Source organism: Mycolicibacterium komossense (assembly GCF_025822605.1).
GTDB classification, from domain to species: domain Bacteria; phylum Actinomycetota; class Actinomycetes; order Mycobacteriales; family Mycobacteriaceae; genus Mycobacterium; species Mycobacterium komossense.
In genome coordinates this window covers 37,195-56,619 of record NZ_JACKTY010000052.1, presented here as the reverse complement: position 1 = coordinate 56,619, position 19,425 = coordinate 37,195, and the positions used below count along the sequence as shown (strand labels likewise).

Here is a 19,425-nt window from a genome sequence, read left to right as displayed (position 1 = left end):
CATTACATCGGCCTCGGATCAAGCATCAGATCCACCCAATTCTCGGCGGGTAACTGTTTAGCATTGCCTGGGGTGAAGACACCCGTGCCGCCCGCCGGGTCGATAAACGTCCCGTTCTGATCGTAGGAAGCGTACGCCGGGCCGCTGGCCTGGGGCTGCGGCGCCTCAGCGGGCAGCGGCGCATCAGGCGGTGGCGGGGAATCCTGCGGAGCCACCGGGGGTGGCGGCGGGCCAGGCTGCGCGTACGGCGGCACGATCTGATCCTGCGGCGCGAAGAACGGCCACGGAGGCGGTGGACCATTGTCACTCGGCGGAACCGGCAACGGGAATGGTGCGTTGGGTGCCGGCCCAGGACCCGAAGGCACTCCCGGCGGGAGCTGCACCGGCGGGCCCGGATCGTAATCCGCACCCGGCGGAATGAACGGGAACTTGTTGGGCGGCAGGATATTACGACTATCAGGCTCGTAGTGGTTGTCTTCCTGCGTACCCATCGGCGTCCCATAAGGGATCGGCGGGCCCCGCCACGGATTGGTGCCGATCGGCACGTAACCGACCGGGTCGCGGCACAGCTGAACCGTGGGCGCGCGCTTACCGGGGAACTCCTGGCACGGGTAGTTACGCGCGCCGCGGACAACGCTCGGATCGTTCTGCGCCACCTTGCAGTAGAGGTCAGGTGGCAGCTCACGCAGTGTCTCGTCGGCCGGTGACCGGATTGTCGACGGCGGAAGGAAGCCGGTCACACACGGTGGCGGATCACCCAGGTCGATCTTGAAGTCCTGCTTGCCGCCCTCGTCTGCGGGCACCCCACCCGCCACCGTGATGAGCGCCGCGATCAGCGCGGGGAAAATGACCAGCGCCTGCTCGATCGACTTGTTGTAGATGACACCGATGCGGCCCAGATTGGCGAGATTTGCCGCCAGCATCGGAAAGTCCGGGCGGATCCCGGTGAACGCGGTGTTCGCCGCATCGGCCGCACTCGGCGCGGTGGCCAGCAGGTCACGAAGCTGCGGGTCGGCCTGCTGCACATGGGAGGTGAACCGGGCGAGGCCGTCCGCCAGCGATTTGATGTCGTCGCCGCTGCGCACCTGCGCATCCAGGAAAGGGCCCGCCTGATCGATCAGCGCCGTGGTCTGGCCGTAGTTGCTGTTCGCCTCGTCCACCAGCAGCCGCGACGACTGGATCAGTCGCGCAAGTTCCGGGCCGGATCCGTTGAACGCCTTGAAGGTTTCCTTCAACAGGTCTTGGAGCCGGCTGTTCCCGATGCTGCTGACCAGTGCATCCGCCTGTTTCAGCATGCCGGCGATGTCCTGACCGATCGCGGTGTTGTCCCGGTCGATCGTCGAACCGTTGCGCAGCATCCCCGTCGACGCCTTGGCCGGCGGCACCAGATCGATGTACTGCTCACCGACCGCGGACACGCTCTTCACGGTGGCGGTGACATTGTCGGGCACCGGGGTGTTGCTGTTGAGCCGCATGTTGGCGACGACGCCGTCGTCGGTAAGACCGACCGATTCGACCCGGCCGATCGTCACGCCCCGGTAGGTCACGTTGGCGTTCTCGTAGAGACCGCCACCCGCCACGAAATTGGCGTTCACCTTGTAGGAGCCGAGGCCGACCGCAGCAGGGAGATGCAGATAGAACACGGCGATGGCGGTGACCGTGAGCAAGGTGACGATCGAGAAGATCGTGAGCTGGATCCGCGAGAGACGATCAAGCATCAGGGCGGTCCCTCCGGTGCGGTTCCTGGCGGGATCTTGAACGGGTCGGCGGCCTGGCCCGACAAGTTCGCCTGTGCTCCGATGACAAAGTCTGGCGCGTTGAGGATTTCGCTCATGTGCTTCATGTTCGGGTCGAGCGGCGAGGTGGTGAATACCGTTTCGCCCAGCCGACGGACGGTGAGATCGAAGGTGACGAAGACGTTGAGATAGTCACCGCGCACCGCCTGTTTGATGTTGTGATTCGAGAAGGGAAATGTCGGGATCAGGGGCAGCGCGGAGATCAAATAGTCCGAGTTGTCGGCCAGCGCCTTGATGACGGGATAGAGGGACTTGATGTCGGCGGCGAAATCCGTTTTGGTCTCGGACAGGATCCGGGCGGCGACGGTGCTGAAGTTACGCAACGCCCCGAACGCGTCGACGATGGTCGTCCGGTTCTTGTTGAGCACCTTCAGCGCGTCGGGCAACGTGTCCAGCGCCCGGCCCAGGCTGTCCTTGTTCTGAGCCAGAATGCCGGCAAACCGGTTCAGCCCTTCCGCAGCGGCGATGATGTCAGCGGTCTGTTGATCGAGCGAGCTGGTGAGTTCGGCGAGTCTCGGTAACAGGCCGGCAAATGTTCCCGCCCGGTTGGCGACAGCGGCGTAGGCCTCATCGGTGATGTCTTGCAGCGCACCGAGATTGCCTTTGTTGACCACCACTCCGAGGGAGGCGAGTACCTCTTCGGTGGTGGGGTATCGACCGGTCTGTGCCTCCGGGATGTTCGCACCTTCGGCCAACGTGCCCTGAGGCGGTGTGTTCACCGGTGGCGACAGCTCGACGTGCTGCGAGCCCAGCAGCGATGTCTGGGCGACCTTGGCGGTGGCGTTGGCCGGCAAATGGACATTCGAATCCAGCGACAACTTGACCGCCGCGAAGAAGGTCCCGTCCGCCCGCTGGACCGCGTCGATCCCCGACACGCTGCCCACGGTGACGTCGTCGACCATCACCGGCGAGTTCTGCGGCAGAGTCGCGACGTCGGGAAGTTCCACGGTGATGGTGAACGAACCCGCGCCATGCCCCAATGTGCCGGGCATATCGAGCGAGTTCAGCCCACCGAACGAACACCCCGCCAGCAGGGTGGCACCAGATCCCAGTGCCACCAGCCGGCGCCCCAGCCGAAAGATCGGCAGAACCATCTGGCGTGCCATCAGCCACCACCGCCCGGCGCTGGAGGCTGCGCATCCGGCGCGGGATCAGGAGCCGCCGCCGGCGCTGCCGGGTCAGGAGCCGGTCCGGGCAGAGGCCCGCTGCCCACGATGTATGGGGGCCCAGGCGAGACCTGACCCACGACGGCAGGCGGCGGCAGCACCATATCGCCGAGGGTGGCACCTGGCGGGATCACCGGGGGCGTCACACCGGGCGCGGGATTCCATTGCAGATACGGCAACGGTGTCTGCGACTTGGCCTCGGTGGCAGGGGTGTCGTAGATGATCTGGCCCTTGTATGCGGTGATGCTGTTGATCGGGTGGAACAGGATCGGCGGGTAGTTCATCGCGATCCTGCGCAGCACCGGTCCCATTCGCTCGCGGCAGAGCTCCGCGCGCTTGTAATTGTCCGGATTGGTGCCGATATCGAACACACCACCACAGATGAACTGGACCGGATTGCCGAAGTTCGGCAGCGACAGGACGCCGGCCACCGTGCCCTGGGCCGGGTTGTAGATGTTGTAGAAGTTGGCCAGGCCGTTCGGCGTGATGTGCAGAACCTGCTCGAGATCGTCGTGTTGGTCGGACAGGATCTTGGTGAAAGCGGTGAGCTTGTTCACCGTGCCGATCAGCGCGTCGTTGTTGTCGCCGAGGAATCCGCGGACGTCCTTGAGCGCCTGGTTCAACGTGCCCAACGTGTTGTCCAGCCCGTTGGAACTGTCGGCCAGCACCTGCGAAACCGAGGCGACGTGGCCGGCGAACTGCACGATCTGCTCATTGCTCTGCGACAGCGCGTCGACGAGGATCTGGAGGTTCTTGATCGTCCCGAAAAGATCGGTTCGCGAGTCGCCGAGCCGGCCCGCGGTCTGCGACAGCTCGCGCAGCGCGTTGCGGAACGAGTCGCCGTTGCCGTCGAAAGTGGTCGCGGCCTGGTCGACGAACGCGCTCAGCGGCCCCTGCAGCCCGCCCGCCTGCGGGCCCAGCTGTGCAGAAAGCTGAGTCAGCTGCTCCTTGACCTCGTCCCACTCCACCGGCACACCGGTGCGGTCCAATCCGATCGTGGCACCGTCGGCGAGGACCTTGCCTCCGCCGTTGGGGCCGCCGGCATCGAAGGCGGGGGTGAACTGAATGAAGCGGGCCGACACCAGGTTGGGCGCGATCAGAATTGCCTTGGCATCGGCTGGGAGCTTGACGTCGTCGTTGATCGACATGGTGATCTTGACGTCGTTCGCCCTGGGCTCGATCGAGTCGATCTTGCCCACCGGAACGCCGACCACCCGGACGTCGTCACCGGGATACAGGCCGATGGCGGTGGTGAACAGACCGATGACCTTGTGTGTACCGCGGCCTGGCCACAGCACGAACGCCCCGACCGCCAACGCCACGACCAGTGCCGTGACGAGGGCGATGAGGAATCCACGATTCCGCCTGAGCGCGGTCACGGCGACTTCGGCCTGATAATGAGGCGCTCACCGATGAAGCCGCGCAGATAATCGGCGAGGCTGTCCGGCAGTTTGCCCGGCTGGAAATAGGAATCGAAAAGCACCTCGGACAGCGTGGCCGGCGGAAGTCCGTACAGGTTGATCTGGAAGCCAGGTGCGGAGCCCACCACCTCACCGAGTGCGGTGGCGTAGGCCGGGAGTCGGTGCAGCGCTTGGCTGATGTGGTCGCGCCGCTCGTTCAGATTGTCGAGCACCAGGTTCAGCTTCGTCAGCGTCGGTCCGAATTCCTTGCGGTTGTCGGCGACAAAGCCCGAAATCTGCTGGGAGACTTCGTCGATGCCAGAGATCAGTGAGCTCAGCGCCTGCCTGCGCTCGTCGAGCGCAGCGAACAGCTGATTTCCGTCGACGACGAGCTGGTTGACCTGCTTGGCCCGGTCGCCCAGCGTCTTCGTCACCGACTGCGCGTGATCGAGCAATTGCCCCAATGCCTCGTCGCGGGCATTGATGCTGCGCGAGAGCGAGGTCAGCCCATCGAGTGCGCCGCGCAGTTGCGGTGTCGCGTCGCGCAGCGTGTCGGTCAAGGTGTTCAACGCCAACTCGAATTTGGGCTTGTCCAGCGCGGCAGCGTTGCCACCCAGATCCTGCAGCGCTGTGTTCAAGCTGTAAGGAGTTGTGGTGCGACCCAACGGGATTGTCGTCGACGTGCCGCCGCCTTGGGGGGTGATGTCAAGAGACTTCTGGCCGAGCACGGTATCGGTCTTGATCGCTACGAGCGACTGATCGCCGACCCGCAGGGTGCGATCGACGGTGAACGTGACTTTGGCTGCAGCGCCTGCCAACGCGACGGACTGCACCTGCCCGACCTTGATGCCGGACACGTTGACATCGTTGCCGGGGGTGATGCCGCCGGCATCGGTGAAGAACGCGTTGTAGACCTTGCCCTGCGGAAAGAACGGCAGCTTGCTGTAGCCGAACGAGACGAGAACCAGGCATGCCACCAGGACGATGCCGAAGATACCGGTACGGACGGGGTTGTGCCCGTCGGGACTACTTGGCAGGAGCGCACCTCCCCTTAGACGGGTCCGGCGGTCCGCCGAACGGGATCAGAATGTCGCTGCCGGCCGGACCGTTGATCTTCATCCGGATCGAGCAGTAGTAGATGTTGAAGAACGAGCCGTAGGCACCCAATGCGTTGAGGCGCAGATAGTTTTCGGCCAACGGTTCGATGACGTCGTTGACCTCGGCCTTGCGCGCGTCGAGGGCGGAGGCGAGCGGATGCAGGTTTTCCAGCACACCCTGCAACGGACGGCGGCTGCGCGCCAACATGTCCGTCAGGTCGGTCGAGGCGGAGGCAAGGGGTCCGATCGCGCCGGCGATCGGGTCCCTGCCCTGGGCCAGTCCGGTGATCAGCTGCTGGAGCTGGTCGACGCTGGCGTTGAACTGCGCGCCCTTGTCGTCGACCGTTCCGAGCACCGTATTGAGGTTGTTGATGACGTCACCGATGAGCTGGTCACGCGCAGCCAGATCGCTGGTGAACGAGCTGGTGCTGGACAACAGCTCGTTGACCGCCCCGCCTTGGCCCTGCAACAGCTCGATCACCGCGTTGCTCACTTCGTTGATCTTGTTGCCGTCGAGGCCTTTGAGTACCGGCTTGAGCCCGCCGAGCAGTGCGTCGAGATCGAGCGCGGGCTGGGTGTGGTCTTTGTTGATGGTGGCGCCGGGGGGCAGCTTGCGCAGATCGCCGGGTCCGGAGGCGATCTCCATGAACCGGTCCCCGACCAGGTTCTCGTACCGGATTAGCGCGCGGGTCGAGCTGTACAGCTGGTAGCGCTTGTTCACGTCGAACGTGACGTCGACGGTGTTGTCCGGCGCGAGTTTGATCTCTTTCACCGAGCCGACGGGCACACCGGCGATGCGCACGTCCTGACCGGATTTCAGCCGCGAAGCCGTGGTGAAGTTGGCGTGGTAGGTGTTGCTCGAGGAGAAGCGGAACTCACCGAAGACGACCACCAGCCCAGCGGCGACCAACAGCATCACCACGGTGAAGATGCTGACGTTGATCAGGTTTCTGTTGTGGTTCATCAGAAATCGTCCCGCTCGGCGTACGCACCGTTGAACAGGAACTGCAGGGTCGACGGCGCGTCGAACTGCAGCTCGGTGTTCGGCTGGTAGGGAATGTTCGCGTTGTCGGTGACCAGGAACGGTGCCCGGTACCAGGAGCCACCGAGCTGCTTGCTCGGCATGTCGGGCAGCCCGCGGCAGTTCGGGCCTCCGGAGGCGTTCACCACCGGAAGGCTTTCCGGATACGTGTAGGCGGGTGCACCGGGGATGAAGCTGGAGGAGACGAACAGACCAGGCCTGGTGCCACCGATGATGGGCCCGAACTTGTCGTTGGCGGTCACCAAACCTTTGAGCAGGCAACCGAATTCCGGAGAGTAATCACCGAGGAGCTTAGTGGGCGCCCTGGCCCGCTGGATCGCGGCGATGTAGTCGTCGGCGGCCGGAGCCAGAGTTTCGTAGCCATTGTTGGCCAGGCCCGTGGCGGCCAACAGGGTCGCGTTGAGATTGTCCTGCTCGTCGACGACCGTCTTACTCAGGGCAGGAACATTCTTGAGCACGGTCACCAGATCGGGGGCGGCATCGGCATAGATGTTGGTGACGGTCGCAGTCTTCTGGAAGTCGGACTGCACGGTGGGCAGCTTTGGATTGAGCTGTGCCAGATAGGTATTCAGCCCGGCCATGGTGGCACCGAAATTGTCGCCGTTGCCCCGCAGACCGTCTCCCAGGGCGGTGATGGTCGCGTTCAGATTCACCGGGTCGATCTTGTGCAGCACATCGGTAAGCGTCTGGAACAGGGTGTTGACCTCGAGCTGCACCGACGACGCCTGCACGGTGCTACCGGGCCGGATTGCCCCGGCGGCGGGGGTTTTCGGTGGAATGAACTCGACCGACTTGGCACCGAACACGGTGTTACCCGCGATGCGGACCTCCACGTTAGACGGAATGTAGGGCAGCTCGCTGCTGTCGATCAACAGGGTCAACTTCGCCTGATCACCGGCGTAGTCGATCGAGGAGACCTTGCCGACCTGGATGCCGCGGTACTTGACCTTGGCGTCGGTCTCCATCACCAGACCCGCGCGGGGTGACATCACCGTGACGGTATCGGTGGCGGTGAAGGCGGCCGTGTAGGCGAGGTAGGTGAATACCGCCGCGGCGACCATCAGGGCGGCCAGGATGGCGGCCGCCACTCGGACATGGCTGCGCTTGGCTTCGACATCGGACATGGCAGCCGCTACCCGGAGAGGTTGAAATTGCCGGACCCGCCGTACACGGCGAGTGAGATGAACAAGGTGATGACCACGACGACGACCAGCGAGGTACGCACGGCCTTGCCGACTGCGATCCCGACGCCGACCGGTCCGCCGGAAGCGTTGTACCCGTAGTAGGTATGCACGAGCATCACGGCGATCGACATCACGATGGCCTGCAGGAAGGACCACAGGAGGTCGGTGGGGATGAGGAACGTATTGAAGTAGTGGTCATAGAGACCGGCGGACTGGCCGTTGATGAACACCGTCGTGAACCGGGCGGCGAAGAACGCGGCCAGTACCGACAGCGAGTACAGCGGGATGATCGCGATCAGACCGGCGACGATCCGTGTCGACACCAGATACGACACCGAGTGAACGGCCATGGTCTCGACGGCGTCGATCTCCTCCGCGACGCGCATTGCCCCCAGCTGGGCGGTGGTACCTGCCCCGATCGTGGCGGCCAAGGCGATTCCGGCGATCACGGGAGCGACGATGCGCACGTTGAGGAAGGCCGAGAGGAACCCGGTGAGGGCTTCGATACCGATATTGCCCAATGACGAATAGCCCTGGACCGCGATCACGCCGCCCGAGGCGAGCGTGAGGAATGCGGCGACCCCGACGGTGCCACCGATGATCACCAATGCCCCGGTGCCCATGGTCATTTCGGCGATCAGCCGGACCGTCTCGCGGCGGTACTTGGTCAGCGCGTTCGGGATGTACCGGATGGACTCGCCGTAGAACAGGGCCTGCTCACCGAAGCCGTCGACGGCTTTCGGCACGCTCGCGAGGAATCTCCGCAGCCGCACCGTCGCGTCGTAACTGCCGAAGGCGCTCATCGGGCCAGCACCCGCACGCCGATGGCCGTCATGATCACGTTGATGACGAACAGGCAGATGAAGGCGTAGACCACCGTCTCGTTCACCGCGACGCCCACGCCCTTCGGTCCGCCCTGCACCGTCAGTCCGCGGTAGCACCCGACCAGGCCGGCGAAGACACCGAACAGCAGCGCCTTGATTTCGGCCAGGACCAGCTCGCCGAGGCCAGTCAGCACCGTCAGTCCGTTGATGAACGAACCCGGGTTCACCCCCTGCAGGAAGACGGAGAACACGTAGCCGCCGGCGAGACCGATGGCGCAGACAAAGCCGTTGAGCAGCAGGGCGACGAATGTGGATGCCAACACCCTTGGCACGACGAGGCGCTGGATGGGATCGATGCCGAGGACGCGCATCGCATCGATCTCTTCGCGGATGGTGCGGGCGCCGAGATCAGCACAGATGGCCGTGGCGCCCGCACCGGCGACAACCAGCACGGTGACGACCGGTCCCAGCTGGGTGACGGTGCCGAAGGCGGTGCCGGCGCCGGACAGGTCGGCCGCACCGATTTCCCGAAGCAGGATGTTGAGCGTGAAGGCGACGAGAACGGTGAAGGGGATCGCCACCAGCAGCGTCGGCACCAGCGACACACGGGCGATCATCCAGATCTGGTCGATGAGTTCGCGGAACTGAAACGGCCGCCGGAAGGTCGCCCGGAAGGTGTCGAGGGACATCTCCACGAACCCGCCCACGGCCCGAGCCGGAACCGCAAGCTGTTCGAACAACCTCGGTTCCCCTCTCGTTGCGGAATTGCATCGGTTTCCCGATTCACGCTGCCTTGGCGAAGCTCATGCAGTAGCTGGACGGCCAAATCTCGACACCCCGTACCCGCCCGCCCACCTGTGTGAGCCGGATCATACTAACTAGAACGTGTTCGGAGTGTCAAAGAACGCGCAAATGCGACAAGAAGTGGAAATTTGTCCAGGTCACGCCCGATGTGACGAAGATCATTCTAGAACGTGTTCTAGTCCTTAAATGGCGTTAAACAAACCGGGTGACAACGTCAGTTGCCCATCAGGGCCGTCGCGGAAAAGGTCAATCCGGGATCGCGGGCAGCAAAGTACTCATGCAGTGTGCCACTGAGGTCCTCAGGATTCCAGGACGAGCCGGCGGCGGTGAACTTCTTCTCGGCGGTGGGCGCCGCCACCAGCGTGACATCAGGCCCATAGACGATGAAGACCTGCCCGTTGACGGCCTCGGCCGCCGGGGACGCCAGGAAGCGCACCAACGTCACGACATGTTCGGGCGAGAGGCTGTCGATCTCACCCTCGGCGACGTCGGGTTCCGCCCCGAACACATCGGCTGTCATGGCCGTCCTGGCACGCGGGCAAATCGCGTTGGCGCGCACTCCGTAGCGCTCGAGGCCACGGGCGGCGGACATCGTCAGCGCGGTGATACCAGCCTTGGCCGCGCCATAGTTGGCCTGCCCGGGCGGCCCGGCCAGCCCGGCTTCCGACGACGTGTTGATGAGCCTGCCGTACACGGTGCCATCGTTGTCTTTGGCTTTGTTGCGCCAGTACGTCGCGGCATTGCGGGTCAGCAGGAAGTGCCCGCGCAGGTGCACCGCAATCACCGCGTCCCAGTCCTCGTCGGACATGTTGAACAACATCCGGTCCCTGGTGATCCCGGCGTTGTTGACCACGATGTCCAGGCCGCCGAGTCCGTCTGCGGTGGTGACCAGTTCGTCGGCCGTCGAGCGCTGACTGATATCACCGGCCACAGCAACTGCTTTGGATCCCGCGGCGGCAATCTCGTCGATCACGTCGGAGGCGTCGATGGCCTTGGCCATGTCGTTGACGACGACGGTGGCACCCGCTTTTGCCAACCCGATCGCCTCGGCCCGACCCAGGCCGGCAGCGGCCCCGGTCACCACGGCGATCTTGCCGGACAGGTCGATGGTCTGCGTTTTGGCAGTCAACTTACGAATACCTCTAGTCTTTCCGGGTCAATGCGGCTCGTGGGCACTCGGCGATCGACTGCTCTGCCAGTGCCTCCTGGTCGGCGGGAACCTCGTCGACCAGCGTCACGGCATAGTCCTCGTCGTCGAGCTCGAACAGGTCGGGGGCGATTCCCACACACACAGCGTTGCCCTCACAGCGATCGCGATCGACTTCCACCCGCATCACAGCCTCCTTACATGCGGCGCCTCCACAGACGCACCAGGTTGGGCATCAGGATAAGACGGCTCCAGCCAATTACCAGTCTGGACCCCAAGACTAGAACGTGTTACAACGAGGGTTGCCCAGAGGGGTTTCTCCCCGCCGACAGCGGCAGCCCCTGGGAAACGCGGAGAGCCTTGCGGGGCACGCATACCGAGCAAAGGACGGCCCATGCGCATCACGTACACACCCGAGCAGGAGGAGTTGCGCCGCGAACTGCGGTCGTACTTCACCCAGCTGGCTACCCCTGAACGGCTGGAGGCGCTGAACGCCAGCGCAGGCGAGATGGGCAGCGGTACCGTCTACCGCGACACCGTCGCGCAGATGGGCCAGGACGGCTGGCTCGCATTGGGCTGGCCCAAGGAGTACGGCGGCCAGGCGCGCTCGTCGATGGACCAGCTGATCTTCAACGACGAGGCCTCGATCGCGGGAATCCCCGTGCCGTTTCTCACCATCAACAGCGTCGCGCCCACGATCATGGCGTTCGGCTCCGATGAGCAGAAGAACTTCTTCCTGCCCAAGATCGCGGCGGGCGAACTGCACTTCTCGATCGGCTACTCCGAGCCCGGTGCGGGAACCGACCTCGCGGCACTGCGCACCACCGCGGTTCGCGACGGCGACGACTACGTGGTCAACGGCCAGAAGATGTGGACCTCTCTGATCGCCTATGCCGACTACGTGTGGCTTGCGGTGCGGACCAACCCCGAAGCCAAGAAGCACCGTGGCATCTCGATGCTGATCATGCCGACCACCGCCGAGGGATTCTCGTGGACGCCGGTGCACACCATGTCGGGGGTGGACACCAGCGCGACCTACTACCAAGACGTCCGGGTGCCGGTCGCCAACCGGGTCGGCGAGGAGAACGCCGGCTGGAAGCTGGTCACCAACCAGCTCAACCATGAGCGCGTCGCGCTGGTGTCGGCGCAGCCGATTTACCTGGCACTCAACCAGGTTCGCGAGTGGGCGCAGAACACCAAGGATGCCCGCGGCGAGCGGCTGATCGACCACGAGTGGGTGCAACTGAACCTGGCACGCGTGCTCGCCAAGGCCGAGGTGCTCAAACTGATCAACTGGGAGCTTGCCTCGGCCACGGACGCCGCTCCCTCCCCTGCGGACGCATCCGCCGCGAAGGTGTTCGGCACCGAGCTGGCCACCGAGGCCTACCGCCTGCTCATGGAGATCCTCGGACCGTCAGCCACCGTCCGCACCGATTCGCCCGGCGCCCTGCTGCGCGGCCGGGTGGAACGGCTGCACCGGTCCGCGCTGATCCTGACTTTCGGCGGCGGCACCAACGAGATCCAGCGCGACATCATCGGCATGGTCGGGCTCGGCCTGCCCCGCGTCAACCGCTGACCCGACCCCCCACTCGTAAGGAAGTTCCATGGATTTCACCAAAAATGAAGCGGTAGAGGATCTCTCGGGCCTCGTCGGCACCATTGTCGATTCGGTGTGCACCCCCGCGCACCAGCGGGAGCTCGACGGTCTCGAGCAGCGGTTCGACAAAGACCTGTGGCGCAAGCTGATCGACGCCGACATTCTGTCCACCGCCGCGCCCGAGGCGCTCGGCGGCGGCGGTTTCGGTGTGCTGGAGCAGGTCGCGGTACTGACCGCCCTGGGCCGCCAGCTCGCCGCGGTGCCCTATCTGGAGTCGGTGATGCTCGGCGCCGGCGCACTGGGCCGCTTCGGCTCGACTGAGCTGCAGCAGAACTGGGGTTCATCGGCCGTCAGCGGCGACAAAGTCCTGACCGTCGCGCTGGACGGCGAACTGGGCGAGGGTCCGGTCCGCGCCACCTCGACAGGTGACGGGTACACCCTGACCGGCACCAGGACCCCGGTGGGGTTTGCGTCGGTGGCCGACGCCTTCCTGGTGGCGGCGGAGAGTGATTCCGGCGCGGTGGTTTTCCTGGTCGCCGCGGATGACCCGGGAGTATCGGTCACCAGCCTAGATACCACGGGCAGGGGCAGCGTCGGTGAACTCGACCTGTCAAGTGTCGCGGTCGCCGCGGACCGACTGGTCGGCGGCAGCGAGGTCGTCAGCTGGATCAAGACTCATTTCACCTTGGGACACAGCGCATTCCAGCTGGGTGTGCTGGAACGCGCACTGGAGCTCACCGCCGAATATGCCCGCACCCGCGAACAGTTCGACCGGCCGATCGGCAGCTTCCAGGCCGTCGCACAACGGCTCGCCGACGGTTATATCGACGTCAAGGGACTGCGGCTGACGTTGACGCAGGCGGCGTGGCGTCTCGACGAGGATCTGCCCGCCGATACCGAGGTCGCGACGGCCGCGTTCTGGGCGGCCGATGCCGGCCACCGCGTCGCACACACCACGGTGCACGTGCACGGCGGCGTCGGTATCGACACCGATCATCCGGTGCACCGGTACTTCCTGGCGGCCAAGCAGGCCGAGTTCACCCTCGGCGGCGCCACCGGGCAACTGCTGCAGATCGGCCGCGAACTGGCCGATACGCCGGTCTGATCGTGACCTGTCCCGTTGGATGAGCCGACCGTCACCCGGCTGGTGCAGCGTCTGACCGAGGTCGATGATCGCGGCATCCGGGCGGATGACTCCTTCGTGAGCTGGCGCAATCATATTCAGGACGGCGCCGACCTCGCGGCGGCGTTGCGCGCGCGGCTGGACCCTGACCGACCGCCGCACGTCGGTGTGCTGCTGGGCAACACTCCGTTCTTCTCCACGGTGTTGGTCGCGGCAGCGCTGTCCGGCATCGTGCCGGTCGGCTTGAACCCCACCCGGCGCGGAGCCGCGCTGCAACGCGATATCGACCACGCGGACTGCCAGTTCGTGCTCGCCGATCGCGACAGTAAGCGGGAATGTGGCGAGTCTGTTGTCGCAATCGATGTCGAGTCATCGCAGTGGGCGGACGAACTCGCCGCCCACCGCGGTTCGCCGATCCGCTTCCGAGACGCCGACAGCGACGACCTGTTCATCCTGATCTTCACCTCGGGTACCAGCGGCAACCCCAAGGCGGTCCGCTGCACACACGAGAAAGTGGCGTTTCCCGGGGAGATGCTGGCGGGGCGGTTCGGGCTCGGGCCGGCCGACACCTGTTATCTGTCGATGCCGCTGTTCCACTCGAACGCGATCATGGCGGGCTGGGGTCCCGCGGTGGCCGGTGCAACGTCGATTGCGTTGCGGCGCAAATTCTCCGCCTCGCAGTTCTTTCCCGACATCCGCCGGTTCGGCGCCACCTATGCCAACTACGTCGGTAAGCCGCTGTCCTACATCCTGGCCACTCCGCCGCGAGCCGACGATATCGACAATCCGTTGCGGATCGCCTACGGAAATGAGGGTGCGCCAAGGGATCTCGATCGCTTCGCCCGGCGGTTCGGGGTGACGGTGGTCGACGGGTTCGGTTCGAGCGAGGGCGGCGTCTCGATCGCGCGGACCCCGGACACCCCCGAGGGCGCACTGGGTCCGCTGGTCGACGGTATCGCCGTCGTCGACGTCGACACCGGTGCGCCCTGTCCGCCCGGAGTGATCGGGGAACTGGTCAACACGGCCGGCCCCGGCCAGTTCCGCGGGTACTACAAAGATCCCGCGGCCGAGGCCGAACGGATGTCCGGCGGGGTGTACCACAGCGGCGACCTGGCCTACCTCGACGAGTCTGGCTTCGCGCATTTCGCCGGGCGCCTGGGCGATTGGATGCGGGTCGACGGCGAGAACCTCGGTACCGCACCGATCGAAAGGATCCTGATGCGCTACCCCGATGTCACCGAAGCCGCGGTGTACGCGATCCCTGACCCTGCTGTCGGCGATCAGGTGATGGCCGCGCTCGTGCTGCCCGACGGCGTCGACTTCGACGCCGACAAGTTCCTGGCGTTCCTCGCCGAGCAGTCCGACCTCGGCCCCAAACAGTGGCCCGCCTTTGTGCGGGTCGGCACCGCGCTCCCCCGCACCGAGACGTTCAAGATCCTCAAGCGCCAACTATCGGCCGAAGGGGTGGACTGCGACGATCCAGTCTGGCCGATCAAGCGCACCATCAGATAGCCGGAATTGGATTTCCATTACCGCCCGAATGGTTGGTCGGTCACGTCAGCGCCACCGTCTCCACCATATTTTTACTCCCAGACCTGCGACGATCTGAATACGTTTCAGGGTGCCAACGGGCACTAACCGAAGTTACCCGAGAGTAGATTATCGCCATATTCGAGGTCGATTCGAATTAGTTACTGGCGTTGCGAAACTGATTGTCAATGACCTCAACCGGGGCTGCCGGCCGTACGAATCATCTTAGTTTTGTTCACCGCAACAAGCTGGTCAGAATCACCGGCGATGCCTCTAACGGCGCTTTTGTCCGCCACATCTAAGATACGGTAAAGTGAACAGGTTCTACTTTCTGTTCATTGACTTTGCATAGGAAAGTAATTCACCAGTAAAAGAAGTTTGCTATTGCTATTGCGATTTCGCCCTCAACAGCAATTTTTCACGATCCGCAGTGTGCCGGGATTTCCGGTCGGGTTCAACGTTTGTGTCAACTTGCGTGATGTGTTCGTTACACATGTTCTTCTCAGGTACGTTTCGGCTGGTTGCATTCGTACCTAAGTCATAGGAGTCTCCATGCAGGTAGCTGTCTGCTCATATCTCACTGCCGGGATCGCCGCCATCGGGGCCACCGCGATCGCCATCGCCCCCATCCAGCCGACGCTGCCGGAGTTACACATCCCATCGGCTCACGTGATGTCAGTTGAGCTGGCCGCCACGCTCAACCCGATCGACGCCTGGGTGCAGGTCCTCCAAGGTGCGGTGAACAACACGGTGGGGCTGGTCAACCAGGTGGCGACGGATCCAGCGCCGATCGTGACGCAGGTGGTGACAAACCAGGTCGCCAATCTCACTCTGCTCGGCAACACCGCCCAGCAGACCATCCAGACCCTCATCAATGCCGCGCAACAGCTTCCGGCCGTCCTCCAGTCCGTCGCCCAACAGCTGGCAGCCGGCCAAATCGTGGACGCCTGGAACACTTTGGTCCTCTACACCGTCGAGTCGGCACTTGGGCTCGTCCCGCCGATAACGGCCGTCGTCCAGATCGCACAAAACACGGTCCAGAATGTCGCGAATGCGATCGGCGTGGTTCCGGACGCGATACTGGCACTCGGGCTCGGCGCGATCGCTCCGGTAGTTAGCACCCTCACTGCGGGCGCGCAGACCGTGCAGGACGTCATCGAAGCAATCGGAGCCGGCGACGCCGCCGCCGCGTTGGGGGCCATCGTCAATGCGCCGGCCGCACTGACTGACGCCTTCCTCAACGGCAATCCCGCCTCGTTCTTCCCCGCCGGTCTCCTCAGCCCATGGACCGGCTCCGCATTCGATTCGGGTCCCATCGCCATCGCGCTTGCCCTGCGTGACGAATTCGCCAATGCGCTGTTTCCCGTGGGTCACCAGCCCCAAGCGCAGCAGCAGGCGGCCCCGCAATCGGCGTCGATCCGACAGGCGGCTCCCGACGAAGAATCAGCGCCCACGGTCACGCCGACGCGCACGGCAGGTCCGAAAGCAACGAAGTCCACCGGGAGCAGCCGCCCCACGGCACGCCCCGCCCGCTCCGCCGCCGATGCCCAGGCCGCCGCTCCAGGTCTCCAGACGGCGAGCGCGGGCGATACGCCGAAGGATACGACCGGAGGAATCAGCAAGGCAGGCCAGCAGCGCGGCGCCGTCAAGTCCGGCAGCAGACACGAAAAGGCCAGCGCGGGGGCCAATGGGTAACCAGGAGATCGACAGGCCCGGCGTCCGGATGCGTGGTGTCCGGACGCCGGGTTTGTCATTGGTAGCGCCGAGCCCGTGCGTCCGCCGACCCATCCAGCCGACATCCGCCATGCCGACTGCCGGCTGATCGCCACCGACACTGACAGCTGAAGCTGGAACTGCAGAAACAGGCTTGGCAGACAGCCGATCTGGTGTACCAATGGGTGAGTCGTGGGTGTCCGGAGTGTCACCGGACGGACGACGCCGACCGGCAGGCACTGGACCGCGAGTTCGCCAGACACGGCCGCGCGGGACGCCTAGGTGAAGGGACGAGATGGCTGACTGGCATGAGGAATGCGACGTGCTGGTCGCCGGCTCGGGAGCGGGCGGCGTCACCGGCGCATACACCGCTGCGCGAGAAGGTCTCGACGTCATCCTGGTCGAAGCGACCGAGAAGTTCGGTGGTACCACCGCCTACTCCGGTGGCGGCGGAATGTGGTTCCCCGGGAACGCGGTACTACAGCGGGCAGGCTCCGATGACACCATCGACGATGCACTCGAGTACTACACCGCGGTGGTCGGCGACCGCACACCGTTGGCCCTGCAGGAAGCCTACGTCCGTGGCGGCGCTCCGTTGATCGAGTACTTAGAAGCCGACGAGCAGCTGAAGTTCAAGGTGATGCCGTGGCCGGACTACTTCGGTAAGGCACCGAAAGCGCGCGGTGACGGGATGCGGCATATCGCCGCCAAGGGACTCAAGGTAGCGGCCGCCCCGGACCTGCGGGAACTGGTCCGTGGTCCGCTCGACTCCGACCGGCTCGGCGCCGAGGTGCCGGAAGACTACTTCATCGGCGGACGCGCGCTCATCGCCAGGTTCCTCACTGCGACAAGGGCATACGAACATACCGTGACGCATCTGAGTACTGCGCTGGTCGAGCTGGTGGTCTCCGACGGCGCTGTGGTGGGCGCGATTGTGGAACGTGACGGACAACGCCGGGCGATCCGGGCGCGTCGCGGTGTCCTGCTGGCCGCGGGTGGCTTCGAGAACAACGACGATCTGCGCGCCGAGTACGGGGTGCCGGGTTCGTCCCGAGACACCATGGGGCCCTGGGGAAATACCGGGCTGGCGCACCTGGCGGGTATCGCTGCGGGCGCGGACACCGATCTGATGGATCAGGCGTGGTGGTCGCCCGGGCTGACGCATCCGGACGGCCGTTCGACGTTCTCACTGTGGTTTACCGGCGGCATTTTCATCAACGCGGACGGTCGGCGCTTCGTCAACGAGTCGCAGGCCTACGACCGACTGGGGCGCGAGGTCCTGGCTGCACTGGACGACGGCTCGGTCACCCTGCCGTACTGGATGGTCTACGACGACAGTGGAGGCGATGCCGATGGTGTGCCGCCGGTTCAGTCGACCAGCGTCTCGATGGTCGAACCGGAGCAGTACGTCGCCGCCGGGTTATGGCACACCGCAGCCACATTAGCCGAGCTGGCCGGGAAAATCGGCGTCCCGCCGCAGAATCTGATCGATACCGTGGCCCGGTTCAACGAGTCCGTCGCCGCTGGCGTCGACTCGGACTTCGGACGTGGCGACGAACCTTATGACCGGGCTTTCTCAGGCGGCGCACCGCCGCTGTACGCAATCGACCGTCCGCCCTTCCACGCGGCCGCATTCGGCGTGTCCGATCTCGGCACCAAGGGTGGGTTGCGCACCGACACCGCCGCCCGGGTGCTCGACGCCTCGGGCCGGGTGATCCCCGGTTTGTATGCCGCGGGGAACACCATGGCTGCGCCGAGCGGAACGGCATACCCGGGTGGGGGTAACCCGATCGGCACCAGCATGGTTTTCAGCCACCTTGCGGTGATGGACATGGTCAACCAATCAGGAGACAACTCATGACTGCTCAGGTTCGCGAGATCGACGCCGGTCTGCCGATCACCCGGTTCGCCCGCGGGTGGCACTGTCTGGGCCTGGCCGAGAACTTTCGCGACGGCCAACCCCACGGTATCGAGGCGTTCGGCACCAAACTGGTGGTCTACGGCGATTCCACGGGCGCACTGCATGTGCTCGACGGGTACTGCCGGCACATGGGCGGCGACCTATCGATGGGGTCGATCAAGGACGACAACGTGGCGTGTCCGTTCCACGACTGGCGGTGGCAGGGCTCGACTGGCAAATGCGCACTGGTCCCCTATGCCAAGCGCACTCCACGACTCGCCCGGACTCGCAAATGGCAGACCCATGAGGTCAACGGACAACTGCTGGTCTGGCACGACCAGGAAGGGTCCATGCCGCCAGCCGAGTTGGCGCCTCCGATGATCGACGGTTACGACGACGGCGTCTGGTCGCCGTGGCAGTGGAGTTCGATCCGCATCGAAGGTTCGCACTGCCGAGAAATCGTGGACAACAACGTCGATATGGCGCATTTCTTCTACATCCATCACGCCTATCCGACGTTCTTCAAGAACGTCATCGAAGGCCACACCGCCAGCCAGTTCATGGAGTCCAAGCCCCGGCCCGACTTCACTCCGAACTTCGACAAGCTCTGGGAGGGAACCTATCTGCGCTCGGAGGCGACGTACTTCGGTCCGGCGTACATGATCAATTGGCTTCACAACGACCTCGGCCCCGGGTTCACTGTCGAGGTGGCGCTGATCAACTGCCACTATCCGGTCAGCCATAATTCGTTCGTGCTGCAGTGGGGTGTGGCGGTGCGAGAAATGCCCGGTCTACCCGCCGATAAAGCCGAGAAACTCGCCGCTGGGATGAACCGGTCGTTCGGGGAGGGTTTCCTCGATGACGTCGAGATCTGGAAGAACAAGACCCGGATCGAGAATCCGCTGCTCACCGAGGAAGACGGCGCTGTCTACCAACACCGCCGTTGGTACGAGCAGTTCTATGTGGATCTGGCTGACGTCTCGTCGGATATGACCGACCGGTTCGAGATGGAGGTCGACACCACCCACGCCTACGACGTGTGGCACGAAGAAGTGGCAGGTAATCTCGCGGTTCGACAGACCACCAGTCAGGACTGACGTTA

At 64.5% G+C, this 19,425-nt stretch carries 16 protein-coding genes; 6 read left to right on the top strand and 10 right to left on the bottom strand.

Annotated elements, in window-relative coordinates:
• Positions 1-2 precede the first annotated feature (2 nt).
• The 10 genes from H7J73_RS33045 to H7J73_RS33000 all read right to left on the bottom strand — a co-directional run bounded on the left by H7J73_RS33045 (position 3) and on the right by H7J73_RS33000 (position 10,647).
• The gene (locus H7J73_RS33045) at positions 3-1,718 is read right to left on the bottom strand and encodes an MCE family protein (RefSeq protein WP_264072075.1); all 1,716 of its coding nucleotides are present in this window, start codon (positions 1,716-1,718) and stop codon (positions 3-5) included.
• Positions 1,718-2,902, bottom strand: coding sequence for an MCE family protein (locus H7J73_RS33040; RefSeq protein ID WP_435405624.1), 1,185 nt, complete (start codon positions 2,900-2,902; stop codon positions 1,718-1,720). Before H7J73_RS33040 ends, H7J73_RS33045 begins: the two co-directional genes overlap by 1 nt.
• Complete coding sequence (locus H7J73_RS33035) at positions 2,902-4,341, bottom strand: MCE family protein (protein WP_264072074.1); 1,440 nt, start codon at positions 4,339-4,341, stop codon at positions 2,902-2,904. Before H7J73_RS33035 ends, H7J73_RS33040 begins: the two co-directional genes overlap by 1 nt.
• Positions 4,338-5,399, bottom strand: coding sequence for a virulence factor Mce family protein (locus H7J73_RS33030; RefSeq protein WP_264072116.1), 1,062 nt, complete (start codon positions 5,397-5,399; stop codon positions 4,338-4,340). The genes H7J73_RS33035 and H7J73_RS33030 overlap by 4 nt, the downstream gene beginning before the upstream one ends.
• Positions 5,389-6,423 (bottom strand): MCE family protein, encoded by a 1,035-nt coding sequence (locus H7J73_RS33025; RefSeq protein ID WP_264072073.1) that lies wholly within the window; start codon positions 6,421-6,423, stop codon positions 5,389-5,391. The genes H7J73_RS33030 and H7J73_RS33025 overlap by 11 nt, the downstream gene beginning before the upstream one ends.
• Positions 6,423-7,625 (bottom strand): MCE family protein, encoded by a 1,203-nt coding sequence (locus H7J73_RS33020; RefSeq protein ID WP_264072072.1) that lies wholly within the window; start codon positions 7,623-7,625, stop codon positions 6,423-6,425. Before H7J73_RS33020 ends, H7J73_RS33025 begins: the two co-directional genes overlap by 1 nt.
• 8 nt (positions 7,626-7,633) lie before the next feature.
• Positions 7,634-8,488, bottom strand: coding sequence for an MlaE family ABC transporter permease (locus tag H7J73_RS33015; RefSeq protein ID WP_264072071.1), 855 nt, complete (start codon positions 8,486-8,488; stop codon positions 7,634-7,636).
• Positions 8,485-9,249, bottom strand: a complete 765-nt coding sequence (locus tag H7J73_RS33010; protein WP_264072070.1) for an MlaE family ABC transporter permease — start codon at positions 9,247-9,249, stop codon at positions 8,485-8,487. Before H7J73_RS33010 ends, H7J73_RS33015 begins: the two co-directional genes overlap by 4 nt.
• Positions 9,250-9,527: 278 nt before the next feature.
• On the bottom strand, positions 9,528-10,442 hold the full coding sequence (locus H7J73_RS33005) for a 3-oxoacyl-ACP reductase (protein WP_264072069.1): 915 nt from the start codon (positions 10,440-10,442) through the stop codon (positions 9,528-9,530).
• A gap of 13 nt (positions 10,443-10,455) precedes the next feature.
• The gene (locus tag H7J73_RS33000; protein WP_264072068.1) at positions 10,456-10,647 is read right to left on the bottom strand and encodes a ferredoxin; all 192 of its coding nucleotides are present in this window, start codon (positions 10,645-10,647) and stop codon (positions 10,456-10,458) included.
• A 207-nt stretch (positions 10,648-10,854) separates the two neighbouring features.
• On the opposite strand from H7J73_RS33000, the gene H7J73_RS32995 reads away from it, so the two are divergent.
• The 6 genes from H7J73_RS32995 (at position 10,855) to H7J73_RS32970 (ending at position 19,420) form a co-directional block, all read left to right on the top strand.
• On the top strand, positions 10,855-12,036 hold the full coding sequence (locus H7J73_RS32995) for an acyl-CoA dehydrogenase family protein (RefSeq protein WP_264072067.1): 1,182 nt from the start codon (positions 10,855-10,857) through the stop codon (positions 12,034-12,036).
• A gap of 28 nt (positions 12,037-12,064) precedes the next feature.
• Complete coding sequence (locus H7J73_RS32990; RefSeq protein WP_264072066.1) at positions 12,065-13,162, top strand: acyl-CoA dehydrogenase family protein; 1,098 nt, start codon at positions 12,065-12,067, stop codon at positions 13,160-13,162.
• Between the two features lie 15 nt (positions 13,163-13,177).
• The gene (gene fadD17, locus H7J73_RS32985) at positions 13,178-14,692 is read left to right on the top strand and encodes a long-chain-fatty-acid--CoA ligase FadD17 (RefSeq protein WP_264072065.1); all 1,515 of its coding nucleotides are present in this window, start codon (positions 13,178-13,180) and stop codon (positions 14,690-14,692) included.
• A gap of 570 nt (positions 14,693-15,262) precedes the next feature.
• The gene (locus H7J73_RS32980) at positions 15,263-16,405 is read left to right on the top strand and encodes a hypothetical protein (RefSeq protein ID WP_264072064.1); all 1,143 of its coding nucleotides are present in this window, start codon (positions 15,263-15,265) and stop codon (positions 16,403-16,405) included.
• A 313-nt stretch (positions 16,406-16,718) separates the two neighbouring features.
• A complete protein-coding gene (locus H7J73_RS32975; protein WP_264072063.1) occupies positions 16,719-18,284 on the top strand; it encodes an FAD-binding protein in 1,566 nt (521 codons plus the stop codon).
• Entirely contained in the window at positions 18,281-19,420 is a 1,140-nt protein-coding gene (locus H7J73_RS32970; RefSeq protein ID WP_264072062.1) for a 3-ketosteroid-9-alpha-monooxygenase, oxygenase component, read from the top strand. Before H7J73_RS32975 ends, H7J73_RS32970 begins: the two co-directional genes overlap by 4 nt.
• The last annotated feature ends 5 nt before the right edge of the window (positions 19,421-19,425 follow it).

Coding starts and splice junctions, on each gene's coding strand:
- H7J73_RS33040 (WP_435405624.1), bottom strand. CDS start 2,902: ATGGCACGCCAGATGGTTCTGCCGATCTTTCGGCTGGGGCGCCGGCTG.
- H7J73_RS32975 (WP_264072063.1), top strand. CDS start 16,719: ATGGCTGACTGGCATGAGGAATGCGACGTGCTGGTCGCCGGCTCGGGA.
- H7J73_RS33015 (WP_264072071.1), bottom strand. CDS start 8,488: ATGAGCGCCTTCGGCAGTTACGACGCGACGGTGCGGCTGCGGAGATTC.
- H7J73_RS32970 (WP_264072062.1), top strand. CDS start 18,281: ATGACTGCTCAGGTTCGCGAGATCGACGCCGGTCTGCCGATCACCCGG.
- H7J73_RS32995 (WP_264072067.1), top strand. CDS start 10,855: ATGCGCATCACGTACACACCCGAGCAGGAGGAGTTGCGCCGCGAACTG.
- H7J73_RS32990 (WP_264072066.1), top strand. CDS start 12,065: ATGGATTTCACCAAAAATGAAGCGGTAGAGGATCTCTCGGGCCTCGTC.
- H7J73_RS32980 (WP_264072064.1), top strand. CDS start 15,263: ATGCAGGTAGCTGTCTGCTCATATCTCACTGCCGGGATCGCCGCCATC.
- H7J73_RS33000 (WP_264072068.1), bottom strand. CDS start 10,647: ATGCGGGTGGAAGTCGATCGCGATCGCTGTGAGGGCAACGCTGTGTGT.
- H7J73_RS33020 (WP_264072072.1), bottom strand. CDS start 7,625: ATGTCCGATGTCGAAGCCAAGCGCAGCCATGTCCGAGTGGCGGCCGCC.
- H7J73_RS33045 (WP_264072075.1), bottom strand. CDS start 1,718: ATGCTTGATCGTCTCTCGCGGATCCAGCTCACGATCTTCTCGATCGTC.
- H7J73_RS33025 (WP_264072073.1), bottom strand. CDS start 6,423: ATGAACCACAACAGAAACCTGATCAACGTCAGCATCTTCACCGTGGTG.